The organism is Streptomyces sp. NPDC004284, from assembly GCF_042874035.1.
Taxonomy (GTDB): domain Bacteria; phylum Actinomycetota; class Actinomycetes; order Streptomycetales; family Streptomycetaceae; genus Streptomyces.
Genome location: NZ_JBIAMJ010000028.1, coordinates 1 through 15,380 on the forward strand (window position 1 = coordinate 1; position 15,380 = coordinate 15,380).

Genomic DNA, 15,380 nt, shown 5'->3' on the forward strand with positions numbered 1-15,380 from the left:
CCCGTCGAGCGCATGATGCGCGACGCCAAGATCACCCAGATCTACGAGGGCACCAACCAGGTCCAGCGCATCGTCATGGCCCGCAACCTCCCGTAGGCACGACGAAGGGGCGCCCTCCCCGGGAGGGCGCCCCTTCTCCGCACGGCTCAACGGCTGGACGTGACCGTGACCTTCTCGTCGTTCTTGATCTGCTCGACGAGCTGCTTCACCTTCGGCATGTCCCACTTCAGGGAGTTCTGCGGCGCGGTGCCGTTGATGGGCATGTTCATCGACTTGCCGTCGCCGCTGTTGATGCCCTTCATCGCGAAGAACATCTTCCCGAGGTCGTACAGCGACATGTCCTTGTCCACGATCAGCGTGTCCAGGCCGGCGCCGAGCGTCGGGTACAGCGCGAACGGGTTGAGGATCGTGCCCGGCGTCGCCGCCTGGTTGGCCAGGGCGTTCAGGAACTTCTGCTGGTTCTTCGTCCGCTGGAGGTCCGACTCGGCGAAGGCGTACCGGGTGCGGACGAAGGCCAGGGCCTGCTCGCCGTTGAGGGTCTGCGTGCCCGCCTGGAAGTTCGCGCCGGACTTCTTGTCCTTGAAGCCCTTGTCGATGTTCAGCTCGACGCCGCCGAGCGCGTCCACGATGTTCGCGAAGCCGGCGAAGCCGATCTCCGCGTAGTGGTCGATGCGCAGGCCGGTGTTGAACTCGACGGTCCGCACGAGCAGTTCGGGGCCGTCCATCGCGTAGGCCGCGTTCAGCTTGGAGCCGCCGCGGGCCGGGTACGACTTGCCCGACTCGGAGCCGACGAAGTTCGGGATCGTCACCCAGGAGTCACGGGGCAGCGAGACCATCGTGTTCCCGCTGGAGCAGGCCGCGAGGATCATCATCGAGTCGGTCCGCTTGCCCTCGGCGGAGCCGGTGTGGAGCTTCTTCTTCTCCTCGGCGGACATGCCCTCGCGGCTGTCGGAGCCGACGATCAGGTACGTCGTGCAGTCGCCCTCCTCCGGCCGCTCGATGACCTTGGAGAGATCGACCTCGTTGCGCATCTTCGAGCTGGCCCAGGCGTACGTGCCGACGCTCCAGCCGACGACGACCACGGCGAGCACGATCGAGCCGATCTTGATCCGCTTGCGCCAGTCCGGCGCGGGACGGCCCGGCCCCTGCGGCGTGTACTGCGGGGGGACGCCGCCCCGGCCGCCGCCCTGGTGCTGCTGGGGGCCGCCGTAGACCTGGCCCTGGCTGTAGCCGGAGTCGTAGCCCTCGTTCCGCGCCTGCGTGAAGTTCGGGTTGTAACCCTGGCCGTGGCCCTGAGGGGAGCGCGGCGGCTGCTGCGGAACCTGCGGGCGCTGCACATGGCTCATCCGGCGGGGTCCCTCGGGCTGGGAGTTCGCGCTGCCGCGGCCGTATCCGCCGTCTTCGGGCCAGTCATTCATACGGACCAGTGTGACGGGCAGGGCTTTCCCGGCGACAGCCCGGGGGGAAGATCGGACCGGGGCTGTTGCCAAGCTGATGCAAACCGGACCGATCGGCGACCGCGCGAGGGCCCGGCATATGGTGGAGGGCATGACAGATCAGGGCGATACCCCCGACGACCTCCCGGGCAAGCCGACCTCCGCCTCCCGCACCACCCTCAGCCACATCATGACCAGCCACGACACCAACCTCCTGGGGACGGTGCACGGCGGCGTGATCATGAAGCTGGTGGACGACGCGGCGGGCGCCGTCGCGGGCCGGCACTCCGGCGGCCCCGCCGTCACCGCCTCCATGGACGAGATGGCCTTCCTGGAGCCCGTCCGCGTCGGTGACCTCCTCCACGTCAAGGCCCAGGTCAACTGGACCGGCCGCTCCTCCATGGAGGTCGGCGTACGGGTCATGGCCGAGCGCTGGAACGAGTCCACGCCCGCCACCCAGGTCGGCTCCGCCTACCTCGTCTTCGCGGCCGTCGACGCCGAGGGCAAGCCCCGCCCGGTCCCCCAGGTCGTCCCGGAGACCGAGCAGGACAAGCGCCGCAACCAGGAGGCCCAGATCCGCCGCACCCACCGCCTGGCCCGCCGCCAGGCCATCAAGGAACTCCGCGAACGCCGCGCGGCCGAGGGCTACGAGGACTGAGGCGCCCGCGTCCTACGGACACACCACCTTGTCCCCGGTGACCGCCTCGAAGGGCCGCCCGCCCTCCTCCGACCGCACGGCCGTGACGCCCTTGTAGTCGCTCCCCACGGTCACCCGCAGCGTCCCGCCCCGCCCCGCGACCGCCCGCAGCTCCGCCCCCGGCAGCGCGGCCGCCAGCGACTCGGCGGACCGGTCCCAGCGCGGGTCGTACTCCACGAGGGTCCGCTTCTGCGGGGAACCGGTCACCGGCGTGCGGGTCGTGTCGAAGCCGGTCGCGCGCAGGGCGTCGTCCACCTTGCGGCCGAGGCCGTCGGTCCGGGTCCCGTTGTAGACCTGCACGCGGACCGTGCGCGGCGGCACGTCGACGACGACCGCCCGGGGGGCCTTCGAGGAGCTCGCCGCCTTCTGCGCGGAGGTGGCGAGCGGCTGGTCGTCCCGCAGGGCCTGGAAGAGCTTCTGGGCCTTGGCCGCGTCCCACTTCACGGTCGAGCCGATGCCCTTCACGGGGAAGCTCATGTCGCCGATCGGCACGGACACGAACTCCGACGAGGCCGGGGTGAAGCCGTGCATCGCCTTGGCGAGGGCGAGGAGCTGATCCGTACCGAACTCCTCGTCGGCCCGTACGGATCCCAGCATCGTCGTCGCGACCTCGCGGAACCGCACCGGATTGAGCAGCACCCCGCCGTTCGTCACCCGGTCGATCAGCGCCGCCAGGAACCGCTGCTGCCGCTGCATCCGGCCGAGGTCGGCGGCCCCGTCGATGTGCCGGGAGCGCACGTACTGCAGGGCCTGCCCGCCGTCCAGCTCATGGGTGCCGGGGGACAGGTCGAGCCCGGTGTACGCGTCCTTCAGGGGCCGCGTCGTACAGATCTGCACCCCGCCGACCGCGTCCACGGTCCGCATGAAGCTGGTGAAGTCGACCTCCAGGTAGTGGTCGATCTTCACGCCGGTCATCGACTCGACGGTCCGCACGGTGAGACCGGGCCCGCCCTCGGCATAGGCCGCGTTCAGCTTCACGGGGTGGGCCCGGTGCTTCACGCCGCTGTTCAGGTCGGTGTGCTCGGGCATCTCGGCGTACGAGTCGCGGGGCAGGCTGACGACGCTCGCCCGCTCCCGGTCCTCCGAGATGTGCACGAGCATGACGGTGTCGGTGCAGTGGCAGGGCGCACCGCCGAGCCGGTACTTCTTCTTCTCCTCGGGCGTGATCCGGTCCCGCCCGTCGGTCCCGACGACCAGCACGTTCATCCCGTGCCCGGCCTGCGGCCGGTTCTTCATGTCCTTGAAGGGGTCGACCCGGGTGATCCCGGTGTCCAGGCCGGCCACCACGGCGTGCCCGATCCCCCCGGCCGTGAGGACCGTCACGGAGAGCGCCGTCGCCATCCGCATCCCCCACCGGGGGCGCCTCCGCCGCCGGCGGACCGGTGCGCGACGGGCGGCGGGCCGGGGACGGGGCGTGCGGGGCGGTGTGGGCACGGACGGACACCTCCGCGGGTGTGACAGGGGAACCGTGAGCACGGTAGGCCCATACGATCAGCCCAAGGGCGCACCACCCGCTCGGCGCGCACCGGTGTCCCCCGTTCGCGGTAACGTGACGGGCAATGAACGCCACGCCCCCCGTCTCCGTGATCATGCCGGTCCTCAACGAGGAGCGGTATCTGCGCACCTCGGTTCGTCACATCCTGGAGCAGGAGTACGACGGCGAGATGGAGGTGGTGATCGCCCTCGGTCCGTCCACGGACCGCACGGACGAGATCGCCGCCGAGCTCGTCCGCGAGACCGCTTCGGGCAAGCGCCGCGTCATCACGGTGCCGAACCCGACCGGCCGTACCCCCGCCGCCCTCAACGCGGCGATCCAGGCCTCCCACCACCCGATCGTGGTACGCGTCGACGGCCACGGCATGCTCTCCCCGAACTACATCGCGACCGCCGTCCGGCTCCTGGAGGAGACGGGCGCGCAGAACGTCGGCGGTGTCATGCACGCCGAGGGCGAGAACGCCTGGGAGGACGCGGTCGCCGCCGCGATGACCTCGAAGATCGGCGTGGGCAACGCCGCCTTCCACACGGGCGGCGAGGCGGGCCCGGCGGAGACCGTCTACCTGGGCGTCTTCCGGCGCGAGGCGCTGGAGCAGCAGGGCGGCTACAACGTGGAGTTCATCCGCGCCCAGGACTGGGAGCTGAACTTCCGCATCCGCGAGGCCGGCGGCCTGATCTGGTTCTCCCCGGAGCTCCGCGTCCAGTACCGCCCCCGCCCCTCCGTGAAGGCCCTCGCCAAGCAGTACAAGGACTACGGCCGCTGGCGCCACGTGGTGGCCCGCTACCACGCCGGCTCCATCAACCTGCGCTACCTGGCCCCGCCGACCGCCGTCGTCGCGATCGCCGCCGGCCTCGTCGTGGGCGCCGCCCTCACCCCGCTGGGCTTCGTGATCCCGGCGGGCTACCTCGCCGCGATCACGGCCGGCTCCCTCCCGGCGGGCAAGGGCCTGCCCCTGAAGGCCCGCCTGCAGATCCCGGTGGCCCTGGCGACCATGCACATGTCCTGGGGCTTCGGCTTCCTCACCAGCCCCCGCTCCCTCGCGAAGAAGGTCATCGCGAGCCGCCGGCCGGCGGTGACGGCGGAGCGCGTCTGACGCACCGCGAGCACGACACGGCGAAGGCCGGACCCCTTTCCAGGGGTCCGGCCTTCGCCGTGTCGCGCGTGTCAGCTCTTTCCGTCCCACTTGTAGGGGTCGAAGATGGTCATGCAGTCCTTCTCGTCGCCGCGGATCACCTGCGCGCCGTCCGGGATGTCACCGGCCTCGGTGGCCTGCTTCTTGTAGACCGTTCCCTCGCGCCAGTCGGCGCCCACGACGAGCGTGAGGTTCTCGGCCTTCGCGTCCGCCCGGACGGCCGAGTCGGGCAGCCCGAGCGCCTTGGCCACGGACTGGGCGTTCGCCCTGCCCTGGTCGCCGTCCCCCTTGGGGTAGGTGACCACGGTGTCCGGGCGGTTGCCGCCCTCCTGGGAGGACTCGGCCTGCGCGAAGCCCTTGCCCTGGAGGAGCTCGGTGATCGCGCGGGCGCGGCCCTCGGCGGCGGGCTCGGTGTCGCTGCCGGTGCCGTTGACGACCGTCACGCCGAGCGAACCGGGCGCCTCGGCGGTGGCCTTGGGCTTGGTCGAGGCGGTCGGCTTCGGCTTGGCGCCGGCCGGGTCGCCGTTCTTGTCGAAGGCGACGTCGTCGCGGAGCATCCGGAACATCTTGTCGGCCGCGGACTTGATCAGGATGTTCTTGTTGTGGTCCTGCGGCCACTCCGCCGTCGGGATGTTCGCCGTGGTGAGGCGGTTCAGCTTCACGTTCTTGAGCTGCATCGACAGACCGAAGAGCCCCTTGACCGACTTGATCTCGTCGGAGACCTGGAGCGCGTCGGTGGCGGTCTCCGCCAGGCCCATGAGGCGGCCGGTGTCGGTCCAGGCGTTCTGCTTCTGGAGCTTCTCGACCATGCCGTTCATGTACATGTGCTGGGCCTTGGCGCGGTTCTGGTCGCTGCCGAAGGCGTGCCGGGTGCGCAGCCACTGGAGCGCCTGGACGCCCTTGACCTCGTGCGTCCCCTCGGGCAGCTTCAGGTGGGAGCCACCGGGCTGCGCCTTGGTCGGGTGGTCGCTGACACCGGACTTCACACAGACCGGGACGCCGCCGACCTCGTCGGCCATGGCCACGACACCGGCGAAGTCGACCATGACCCAGTGGTCGATGTAGATCCCGGTGAGGCTCTCCCAGGTGGTGAGGGTGCAGCCGGGACCGCCGCGCTGGAGCGACTCGTTGATGGGCCGGTTGTCGGTGGCGGGGTAGCGCGTGCCGTCCTTGTCCTTGCACTCCGGGATGTGGAGGACGGTGTCGCGCGGGATCGAGACGACCGAGGCGTTCTTCCGGTCGGCCGAGACGTGCAGCAGCATCTGCACGTCGGCGAGGGGCTTGCGGTCCTTGTCGTCCCGGCCGCCGCCGAGGGCGATGTTCTTCTCGTCGTTCCGGCTGTCGGAGCCGATGAGCAGGATGTTCAGCGGGGTGTCGCCGAGCGCGTTCGGCGCGGCCTTCTTGACGCCGCTGTCGCCGCCCGCCCGCGACCCGCCGCGGATGTTGCCGTTGAGGTGCTCGTAGTACAGGTATCCGGCGCCGGCCGTCCCAAGTATCAGCAGGGCCAGGGTGATCGCCGTCCAGCGCAGCGCCTTGCGTTTGCCGGTCTTCTTGGCACGCCGGCGCGTGGCGGCGCGTCCGTTCGGGCCCGTGCCGCCGCCCTTCCCGCCGCCGCGTCGCCGTTCGGCGCGCGTCGGCGAGGAGGAGGCCTCCTCCTCGCCGGGAGCGTCGCCGCCCGCGCCGGTCGCCTCGCCGGCGCCGTACAGGTCGTCGTCCCAGCCCAGTTCACGGGCGCGCGGAACGCTCTTCCGCGTTCCCTCCCCACGCACGCTGCTCTGTCCCACCCCAGGTCCCCTCGTCAGGTCAGAAGTGCGTCAAACCCCGGTGTTTCCGGGCTACTTGGCGCACACCTGCTTGTCAGCTTCTACCTTCACCAGATCCTTCGGCGCCTTTGCCGGTCCGGCGATGGGCACCCCCGCGCCCTTGAAGTCGGCGCCGAGGACGAGCGTCATGGGCTCGCGTTCCGCGGCGTCCTGTGTGCCCGGCTTGAGCGCCGAGGCCGGCAGACCCATCATGTCCGCGAGTTTGCGGGCCTGATCGGCCTGGTTCGGTGCATAGGTGAGCGTGGTCTTCGCCGCCTTCTCGGGGGCGTTGCTCTTGTTGGTGGAGCGGCTCACGCCCTGGTCGTTCTGCAGCCAGTTGATGGTCGACTGGGCCGCGCCCCGGACCCCGCTGCCGTTGTAGACGTCGACGCGCACCTCGGCGGCGGTGGACCGCGTGCCCTTGAGGAGCGCGGCCTGCGCGTTCTTGGCGTCCTGCTGCTGCTTCTTCACCTCGGTGAGCGAGGTGTCGGACTGCAGCATCGCGAACAGCTGCGGCGCCTTGACCGGGTCGGGGACGACCGTGGCCCGCCTGTTCGGCGGCTCGTTCGGGTTGTCGATGACCGGCAGGGTCGTGAACGCGATGTTCTTGGTGTCGATCGAGGACAGCTCGCGGGCCAGGTCCTCGAGCTTGGTGAGCGAGCCTATGCCCGAGTCGACGGTGAGGGCGCTCGTCGCCGCGTTGGCGAGGTCGTACAGCTTGCCCGGGTCCGTCAGCGTGTCGTCCGACTTCATCTGCCGGATCATCGAACTCAGGAACTGCTGCTGGACCTTGATGCGGTCCAGGTCGCTCTCGTTGCCGAAGCTGTGCCGGGTGCGGACGAAGGCGAGGGCCTGCTCGCCCTGGACGGTCGACTCGCCGGGGGGCAGCTTCAGATGCGACTTCGGGTCGTTGACGGCCTTCTCGACGCAGACCTTCACGCCGCCGACGGCGGTCGTCATCTCCTTGACGGCGTTGAAGTCGGCCATCATGAAGTGGTCGACCGTCACGCCGGTCAGTTCCTCGACCGTACGCATGACACAGCCGGGGTCGCGGCCGTCCTGCCCGAGGCTCACGTTGAAGCGGACGTCCGTCTGGCCGGGGATCGTCTTGATGGTCCCGCCGGCCGCGCGCGTCTGGCACTCGGGGATGTCCGTCTTCATGTCGCGCGGGATGGACAGCGCCGTGGCGTTCGTCCGGTCCTTGGAGACGTGGAAGAGGATCGTGGTGTCGGCGTGGCCGGGGCTGTTCTTGTCGCCGTAGCCCCCGTTGCCCTCGCCGGTCCGCTTGTCGGTGCCGATGACCAGGATGTTGAAGGCCTTGCCCTTGGCGAATCCGGCGTTGGTCTTCTTGCCGACGACGTCGACGACGTCGAGGTTGTTGTTGAGCTTGTTGTAGAGCGCGTACGCGCCGGCCGCGCCGCCCACCAGGACGAACGCCATCGTGCCGCCGGTCCACAGCAGGACCTTCTTCTTGCGGCTCGTGCCCTGCTTGCGCTTGCGGCGGCCCTGGGCCGGGACCTGGGCGTCGGCGGGCTCCTCGGGGGCGCGGCGGCGGCGCTGGCCGGGGACGGGGGCCTCCACGGGCGTGGAGGCGGGGGCCGGTGCGGGGGCGGATCTGCGGGGGCGGGAAGGGGCCTGGGGCTGCGACTGCCCAGCGGAGTGGTCCAGTCGCAGTTCGTAGTTGCCGGTCCGCGGGTTGAGGACCCACTGGTCGGCGGGGTCGATCTCGTCCGCCCGTCCACGGCTGTGCGCGTCCACGGTTACTCGAGTCCTCCGTCGGTGCCACGCGAGGCGCCTCCCCCACAGGGCGCCGCTCTCTCGGTCGTTCGATCCTTATGAGTGCGACCACGCGGTCGGGGTGCACCGGATCGCGTCACACTATCCGCCCAGTTCAGCGTGGGGCGACGTCCGTGACAAATTCCACGCCCCTTACAACCGGGCAATTTGCCCAAACCTCATCGCTCTCAACTCTCCCTTTGGGTCGCGCTTTACTCGCACACCCCTTCCGCGGCGTTCCGCCCCGTGAAGGTCGGCGTCGCCGACGGCGGCGTCGTGCCGTCCCCGTCGGGCTTCCCGTCGGTGCCGGCCGGCTCGGGTGTCACCAGTACGGGCTTGTCCTCGCGCAGCTGCTTGAAGAGTTGACTCGCCGCAGGTTGCACCAGTTCGTCCCTGTTCGGGTCGTATCGGTAGGCCCGGCGCGGGACGGTGAGGAACTGCACCTTCTTGGTCGGGATGGAGCGCATCGCCCGCGCCAGGTCGTACAGGTCCCGCAGCGAGTCGAGGCCCGGGTCCGTGGTGATCGCCTTCGTGGCCGCGTCCAGGACCGGGTAGAGCTTGGTCGGGTTGAGCAGGACGCCGTCGCTCTGCACCTTCTTGACGAGGGCGCCGAGGAACTGCTGCTGGCGGTCCATGCGTTCCGTGTCGCTGCCGTTCCCGATCGACTTGCGGGCCCGTACGAAACCGAGGGCCTGCTCCCCGTGGAGCGTCTGGCGGCCCGCGGGCAGCTTCAGCTTCGCGTCCCGGTCGTCCACGGGCTCCTTCAGGCAGACCTCCACGCCGTCCACGGCGTCCACCATCTTCTTGAAGCCCCGGAAGTCGATCACCATGTGGTGGTCGATCCGGATGCCGGTCAGCTTCTCGACGGTACGGATCGTGCACGCCGTACCGCCGAACTCGAAGGCCCAGTTGAACTGCGCGAACTGCTCCCGGGTGCGCGTCCCGTCCGTCCTGTGGCAGCTCGGGATCGTCACCATCAGGTCCCGGGGCAGGGAGACGGCCGTCGCGCTCGACTTCCCGGCCGCGAGGTGCAGCAGGATCGTCGTGTCGGAGCGCTGGGTGCCCTCGTCCTTGCCGTACGGGCGGTTGCCCGCGCCGGCCCGGGTGTCCGAGCCGATGACCAGGATGTTCAGGGCGGTCGTGGTGCCCGCCGGAGGGCGCTCCTTCTCGTACTTCTTCAGCTCGTCGGCGGCGGTGGTGTCGGTGGTGATGTTGTCGTCGAGCTTCCGGTAGAACCACCAGCCGACCCCGGCGGCGGCCAGTACGACGACCGAGCACCCGAGGGCCGTCCAGCGCAGCCAGTGGCGGCGCCGGCGCGGCTTCTCCGGAGCGTCCTCCGCCGCGGGGGGATCCGGTTCGGCGGGCGTGCCTGCGCGGTCCGTCACGTCTGGGTCCGTCCTTCATGGCGTCGGCGGCGCGCCGGGCGTCCACCGGTCACAGAAGGAGACGGCCGAACCCGACGCATGGTTGTGCGGAAGGAGTCGACTCCCCCCGGCCGATCATGTACCGGACTCGGCGGTTCTGGTGGTGGACCCGCGCCCAGGTGTGTCGGGGTGGATGCCGGAACGGGGCGGCTGGGCGCTCGGCTGGTGCCGATGGTCGCGTGCGGCCCGGGGACGGACAGGCGCGCCTCTCGGGCAGGAGCCGGGACGGCTCGGAGGGCCGCCCCGGCGAGGGAGCCACTCAGAGGGCCGAATGGGTGACCCGCTCGCTCTCCACGCGCTTCTCCAGGCCCTCGGCGCCCAGTTCGTGCAGGTTCCGGCAGAGGACCACGGAGGCGCCGGACGCCAGGGGGGCGTACAGGCCGGACGAGAGGCCCTGCCAGTCCCCGTAGCCGAGGCCGGAGAGGAGGCGGGAGCCGGGGGCGAGGCCGAGGGCCGCGGCGTCCGTGCGGGCCTGCTCGACGAGCTGGGCGGCGCTGCGTTCCGTACCGTCGACGACGAGCGCGGGAGCCTCCGGATCGACCGGCACGAACGGGGCGAAACGGTCGCCCTGGCTCGGCACCTCGACCGCGTAGTCCGCGTATCCGGCGGGCGCGGCCGGGAAGCGGCGGCCCAGCGGGGCCAGGGAGAGCGCGATCCGCTCCCCGGAGCAGGCGAGACCCGCCTCCAGGGTGTCCGGCCCCGCGACCACGACGTCCGCGTCCGCCGGGTCGCCGCCGATCTCCGCGACCACGCCGACGGACGAGCAGGCGAGCAGCCAGACGGCGCTCTGCCAGTGCGAGGGCAGCAGCAGCGCGAGCCGGTCGCCGGGCCCGGCGGACAGCTCGCCCTGGAGCAGGTTCGCCGTCTTGGCCACCCAATTGGCGAAGGTGGCGACGGACAATTCCACGCGCTCACCGGTGGCGTCGTCGTAGAAGGTGACCAAGGGGCGGGCGGGGTCCGCGGCGAGCGCGGATCGCAGCAGGTCGGCGGGGGTGCGGTCGCTGGCGTTCACGCCGGACAGCGTACGCGGGCGCGTGCGCCGGGGTCCGCCGTACCGGTGACGCCGTCCTCCGGTCGGACCGACGGCCCGTCAGTTTCCGGGCCGGTTCCCGGCGCGCGGAACGCCCCGGCGGTACGCACGATCGGCCCATGCGTGCCTCACTCGCCTCCTCGATCGCCGTCACCTGCGCGGCGGTACTCGCCCTGCCGGTCTCCCTCACCGCGCCGGCGGCGGCCTCGGCGCCACCCGCGGCCGCCTCCGCCCTGCCACCCGCGCCCGAACTGCCGGGCTCCACCCAGTCGCTGCCCCTCGAACCGCTCGGCGCCGCCACCCGCGCGCTCGGCGGGACGGCCGGCTCGGGCGAGCAGGGGCTCACCCGGCGCGACGTCAGGCCCTTCTCGCTCGTCGGCGTCGTCTGGGACGACCCGACGGTCCCGCTGCACGGCACCGTGCAGGTCCGCACCCGGGCCGCCGGTGGCGGCGCCTGGTCCGCGTGGCAGGACGTCGAGACCCACAACGAGGAGCACGGTGCCGACCCCGACACCGCCGAGGGCTCCGCCCGGGCGCTCCGCGGCTCCACGGCCCCGCTGTGGGTGGGCGACTCGGACGGCGTCGAGATCCGCGTACGGGGGCGGGAAGCCCTCCCGGCGGGCCTGCGGCTGGAACTGGTGGACCCGGGCGAGGGCCCGGCGGTCGCACCGGAGCGGACCGCGCCCGAGCAGGCCGTTCCCCGGACCCGCAGCGCCATGGCCCCCGCCGGCATGAGCGCGGCGGAGGCCGCCGCGAGCGCGGTGAACGCCCAGCTCGCCCCGTACGGCGCGGCCTGGATCCCGGCCCTCTCGAAGGAGGAGACCGAGCGCGAGGCCCGGAGCATGCCGCAGGCGCAAGCGGCCCCGGCCGCCGCCGCGGCGAAGCCGTACATCGGCCCCCAGCCCAAGATCATCACCCGTAAGGGCTGGGGCGCGGACGAGAGCATCCGCGAGAAGGGCTTCGTCTACACGAGCACCATCAAGGCGGCCTTCGTCCACCACAGCGCCACCGGCAACAACTACACCTGCAGCAAGGCCCCCACGGTGCTGCGCAGCATCTACCGCTACCACGTCCTGAGCAGTGGCTGGCGGGACTTCGGCTACAACTTCGCCGTCGACAAGTGCGGAAACATCTACGAAGGCCGGGCCGGCGGCATCGCCAAGCCGGTCCTCGGCGCCCACACCCTCGGCTTCAACACCAACAGCATGGGCATCGCCGTCCTCGGCACCTTCACCAAGAGCAACCCGCCGGCCGCCGTCGTGACCGCCGTCGCACGCCTGACGGCCTGGAAGCTCGGGCTGCACGGGGTGAATCCGAAGGGCACGTCGTACCTGGTCTCAGGTGGCGGAAACCTGTACAAGAAGGGCACGAAGGTGCGGTTCAACGCCATCGCCGGACACCGCGACGGATTCGCGACGGAATGCCCCGGCGCACATCTCTACGACAAGCTCGGCGCGGCCCGTACGAGCTCGGCCACGTACCAGGGAAGGCCCTGACGGGGTCGCGGATGGGGGCATGGAGGCAACCATCTGCATAAACTGACCGGTCATATCGCACGGACGACCGAGACGGGCGAGCTGACCGGCCCCGAACAGGAAGCAGAGACGACAAGGTGACAGAAGCGATCCTCCTGGTCGGTGGCAAGGGCACACGGCTGCGACCCCTCACGGTCAACACGCCCAAGCCCATGGTCCCGGCGGCGGGCGTCCCCTTCCTGACCCATCAGCTGGCCCGGGCCCGTGCCGCCGGCGTCGAGCACATCGTGCTCGCCACCTCCTACCTGGCCGAGGTCTTCGAGCCGCACTTCGGTGACGGCTCCGACCTCGGCCTGAGCCTGGAGTACGTCACCGAGGAGGAGCCCCTCGGCACCGGAGGCGCGATACGCAACGTCGCCTCGCGCCTCCACTCGGGCCCCGACGAGCCGGTCCTCATCTTCAACGGGGACATCCTCACGGGCCTGGACATCCAGGCCCTCGTCGCGACCCACTCCTCCTCCGGCGCGGACGTCTCGCTCCACCTCACCCGGGTCGAGGACCCGCGCGCCTTCGGCCTGGTCCCCACGGACGCCACCGGCCGCGTCACGGCCTTCCTGGAGAAGCCGCAGACGCCGGAGGAGATCGTCACGGACCAGATCAACGCGGGCGCGTACGTCTTCAAGCGCTCGATCATCGACACGATCCCCACGGGCCGCCCGGTCTCGGTGGAACGAGAGACGTTCCCGGAGCTCCTCTCCTCCGGCGCCCACCTCCAGGGCATGGTCGACTCCACCTACTGGCTGGACCTCGGCACCCCGCAGGCCTTCGTCCGCGGCTCCGCCGACCTGGTCCTGGGCCGCGCGCCCTCCCCGGCCGTCCCGGGCCGCTGCGGCGACCGCCTGGTCCTCCCGTCGGCACGCGTCGCCCCGGACGCCAAGCTGACCGGCGGCACGGTGGTGGGCGCGGACGCGGTGGTCGGCGAAGGAGCCCGCGTCACGGGCTCCACCCTCCTCGCCGGCGCGATCGTCGAACCCGGCGCGGTGATCACCGACTCCCTGATCGGCGCGGGCGCCCGCATCGGCGCCCGTACGGTGCTCAGCGGGGCCGTCATCGGCGACGGGGCCCAGGTGGGCCCCGACAACGAACTCCGCGACGGCGTCCGCGTCTGGTGCGACACCACCCTCCCCGCGGGCGCGGTCCGCTTCTCCTCGGACCAGTAGCCCCCGTTGTGGGCATGCGTTCCGCAAGGGGCGGAACGGGTGGGCACAACGGACGGCGCCCTTGCCGGCGCCAGAGGCTTACGCGCCTGGACCCGCACCACGTCGTGCGCCGCGCAAGGTGGTGCGGGTCAGGGCACGGAAGGCGGAGGCGCCGCAGAGGGCGCCGTCCCGTGTGCCCACACCGGGCTACGCTCATACGCATGGCCGGCCGCTTCACACCCCACCCCACCCGCACGACAGTCCGCGGCGGCCACCTCCCGCTCCCCGTCACCGAAGACGCCCCCCTGGACCTCGGCCTCACCCTCGGCCCCCTCCGCCGCGGCCCCGCCGACCCCACCTTCCGGGCGACCCCGGACGGCTCGGTCTGGCGGGCCAGCCGCACCCCGGACGGCCCCGGCACGCTCCGTGTCGGGATCGCCGAGGGCAAGGTGGCCGCCGAGGCCTGGGGCTCCGGAGCGGGCTGGCTCCTGGACCGCCTCCCGGCCCTCCTGGGCGCCGAGGACGACCCCTCCGCCTTCGTCCCCCGCCACAAGCTGGTCCTGGCGACCCACCGCCGCCGCCCGGGCCTGCGCCTGACCCGTACCGGCCTGGTCCTGGAGTCGCTGATCCCGTCGGTCCTGGAGCAGAAGGTCACGACGCACGAGGCCTACGGATCCTGGAGGGCGCTCGTACGGAAGTACGGCGAGCCGGCCCCGGGCCCGGCCCCGGACGGCATGTACGTGATGCCGGACGCGCGCGCGTGGACCCAGATCCCGTCCTGGGAGTGGCACCGCGCGAACGTGGACGGCAAGCGCTCCGCCACGATCGTCCGCGCGGCCCGGGTCGCGGCCCGCCTGGAGGAGGCCGCGCACATGGACGGACCGGCGGCACGGAAGCGCCTGGAGCTGGTCCCGGGCATCGGCCCCTGGACGAGCGCCGAGACGATCCAGCGCAGCAACGGCGCCCCGGACGAGGTCACCACCGGCGACCTCCACCTCCCGGGCATCGTCGGCTGGGCCCTCGCGGGCGACCGCACGGCGGACGACGAGACGATGCTGGAGCTCCTGGCCCCGTACGCGGGCCAGCGCCACCGCGCGGCCCGCCTGATCCTCCTCAGCGGCCGCGTACCACCGCGCCGGGCCCCGCGCATGACGCCCGGTAACATCGCGCCCCTCTGACGCCCCGGGGGGAAAACGTGGCCAAGCAGCGCGTCACCGTCTGTCTGCCGCCGTGCGCGCCCGACGATCTGCGTCCCGCGCTCAGGGCGGCGATGGCCCCCTTCGAGTACGACGCGCAGACCGGCAGGAGCGACGAGGAGTGGCAGGGGGAGTGGGACTACTGGTACGTCTCCTCGGGCGGCCTGGAGTTCACCGTGCGGCGCGGCCACGAGGACGATCCGCTGATCGTCCGGGACGGCCAGGAGCCGGATGACCCGCCGCGTCCCTCCTGGCTGTGCGACGGCGGTCCGAAGGGCCTGCTCGATCTGGACACGGGACGCCGCCGGGCCGCCGAGGAGGCCGCCGGGCAGTGGCAGGCGTGGCAGGCGTTCGCCGCCCTGCACCCGCCGTGCCTGCCCTACGCGCACTTCCGTCAGAAGGCGCACGACGAGCCCGGGACCTATCCCGTCGAGCGCGCGCTGGAGGACTTCGAGAGCCAGCCGGCGATGCGCGCGGTCCAGGACGACCCCGCCCTGGAGGAGCGGTTCGGCTGGGATCCGCAGGGGTGGTTCGGCGTGGACCGCGCGTTCTTCGTCGAGCGGGCGGCCCAGGACGTGCTGCCGTCGGTCGCGCTCCTCACGGTCGACGGCCGCTGGGCGGAGGGCGGATCGCACGCGTACAACGTGCACTTCAACGCGTACGTGGACAGCCTCCCGGACGAGACGATCCTCGTCCGGTTGCTGTACCACTCCTGACC

Annotated in this window: 13 protein-coding genes; 7 read left to right on the forward strand and 6 right to left on the reverse strand. The window is 71.7% G+C overall.

The window, feature by feature from the left end; genetic code table 11:
• The coding region (locus ACFYUS_RS37980; RefSeq protein WP_157849844.1) for an acyl-CoA dehydrogenase family protein at positions 1-96 on the forward strand (96 nt) is incomplete at its 5' end.
• Between the two features lie 50 nt (positions 97-146).
• Here ACFYUS_RS37980 and ACFYUS_RS37985 read toward each other — a convergent pair.
• The gene (locus ACFYUS_RS37985; RefSeq protein ID WP_388862687.1) at positions 147-1,418 is read right to left on the reverse strand and encodes an LCP family protein; all 1,272 of its coding nucleotides are present in this window, start codon (positions 1,416-1,418) and stop codon (positions 147-149) included.
• A gap of 130 nt (positions 1,419-1,548) precedes the next feature.
• Between ACFYUS_RS37985 and ACFYUS_RS37990 the strand changes: the two genes are divergently transcribed.
• Positions 1,549-2,094: an acyl-CoA thioesterase gene (locus ACFYUS_RS37990; RefSeq protein ID WP_388862689.1), complete on the forward strand. Its 546-nt coding sequence runs from the start codon at positions 1,549-1,551 to the stop codon at positions 2,092-2,094.
• Between the two features lie 12 nt (positions 2,095-2,106).
• Here ACFYUS_RS37990 and ACFYUS_RS37995 read toward each other — a convergent pair whose 3' ends face one another.
• The gene (locus tag ACFYUS_RS37995) at positions 2,107-3,480 is read right to left on the reverse strand and encodes an LCP family protein (RefSeq protein ID WP_388862691.1); all 1,374 of its coding nucleotides are present in this window, start codon (positions 3,478-3,480) and stop codon (positions 2,107-2,109) included.
• 212 nt (positions 3,481-3,692) lie between these two features.
• On the opposite strand from ACFYUS_RS37995, the gene ACFYUS_RS38000 reads away from it, so the two are divergent.
• Positions 3,693-4,721, forward strand: a complete 1,029-nt coding sequence (locus ACFYUS_RS38000) for a glycosyltransferase family 2 protein (protein ID WP_388862693.1) — start codon at positions 3,693-3,695, stop codon at positions 4,719-4,721.
• Positions 4,722-4,792: 71 nt separating this feature from the next.
• On the opposite strand, the gene ACFYUS_RS38005 is transcribed toward ACFYUS_RS38000, so the two are convergent.
• The 4 genes from ACFYUS_RS38005 to ACFYUS_RS38020 form a co-directional block, all read right to left on the reverse strand.
• Positions 4,793-6,544: an LCP family protein gene (locus ACFYUS_RS38005; RefSeq protein ID WP_388862695.1), complete on the reverse strand. Its 1,752-nt coding sequence runs from the start codon at positions 6,542-6,544 to the stop codon at positions 4,793-4,795.
• Positions 6,545-6,595: 51 nt separating this feature from the next.
• Positions 6,596-8,320: an LCP family protein gene (locus ACFYUS_RS38010; RefSeq protein WP_388862697.1), complete on the reverse strand. Its 1,725-nt coding sequence runs from the start codon at positions 8,318-8,320 to the stop codon at positions 6,596-6,598.
• Between the two features lie 230 nt (positions 8,321-8,550).
• Positions 8,551-9,723 carry an LCP family protein gene (locus tag ACFYUS_RS38015; RefSeq protein WP_388862699.1) on the reverse strand — a complete coding sequence of 391 codons (1,173 nt, stop codon included), beginning with the start codon at positions 9,721-9,723 and terminating at the stop codon, positions 8,551-8,553.
• Positions 9,724-10,021: 298 nt separating this feature from the next.
• Positions 10,022-10,774, reverse strand: coding sequence for a TIGR03089 family protein (locus ACFYUS_RS38020; protein ID WP_388862701.1), 753 nt, complete (start codon positions 10,772-10,774; stop codon positions 10,022-10,024).
• A gap of 137 nt (positions 10,775-10,911) precedes the next feature.
• On the opposite strand from ACFYUS_RS38020, the gene ACFYUS_RS38025 reads away from it, so the two are divergent.
• The 4 genes from ACFYUS_RS38025 (at position 10,912) to ACFYUS_RS38040 (ending at position 15,378) form a co-directional block, all read left to right on the forward strand.
• The gene (locus ACFYUS_RS38025) at positions 10,912-12,288 is read left to right on the forward strand and encodes a peptidoglycan recognition protein (RefSeq protein ID WP_388862703.1); all 1,377 of its coding nucleotides are present in this window, start codon (positions 10,912-10,914) and stop codon (positions 12,286-12,288) included.
• Between the two features lie 116 nt (positions 12,289-12,404).
• Complete coding sequence (locus ACFYUS_RS38030; protein ID WP_388862705.1) at positions 12,405-13,487, forward strand: sugar phosphate nucleotidyltransferase; 1,083 nt, start codon at positions 12,405-12,407, stop codon at positions 13,485-13,487.
• Between the two features lie 200 nt (positions 13,488-13,687).
• Positions 13,688-14,644, forward strand: coding sequence for a DNA-3-methyladenine glycosylase family protein (locus tag ACFYUS_RS38035; protein ID WP_388862707.1), 957 nt, complete (start codon positions 13,688-13,690; stop codon positions 14,642-14,644).
• A 17-nt stretch (positions 14,645-14,661) separates the two neighbouring features.
• Positions 14,662-15,378: a hypothetical protein gene (locus tag ACFYUS_RS38040; RefSeq protein ID WP_388862709.1), complete on the forward strand. Its 717-nt coding sequence runs from the start codon at positions 14,662-14,664 to the stop codon at positions 15,376-15,378.
• The last annotated feature ends 2 nt before the right edge of the window (positions 15,379-15,380 follow it).

What these genes read in the sequence shown, in the direction of transcription:
- ACFYUS_RS38035 (WP_388862707.1), top strand. Translation starts at nt 13,688, where the DNA reads ATGGCCGGCCGCTTCACACCCCACCCCACCCGCACGACAGTCCGCGGC.
- ACFYUS_RS38025 (WP_388862703.1), top strand. Translation starts at nt 10,912, where the DNA reads ATGCGTGCCTCACTCGCCTCCTCGATCGCCGTCACCTGCGCGGCGGTA.
- ACFYUS_RS37990 (WP_388862689.1), top strand. Translation starts at nt 1,549, where the DNA reads ATGACAGATCAGGGCGATACCCCCGACGACCTCCCGGGCAAGCCGACC.
- ACFYUS_RS37995 (WP_388862691.1), bottom strand. Translation starts at nt 3,480, where the DNA reads ATGCGGATGGCGACGGCGCTCTCCGTGACGGTCCTCACGGCCGGGGGG.
- ACFYUS_RS37985 (WP_388862687.1), bottom strand. Translation starts at nt 1,418, where the DNA reads ATGAATGACTGGCCCGAAGACGGCGGATACGGCCGCGGCAGCGCGAAC.
- ACFYUS_RS38000 (WP_388862693.1), top strand. Translation starts at nt 3,693, where the DNA reads ATGAACGCCACGCCCCCCGTCTCCGTGATCATGCCGGTCCTCAACGAG.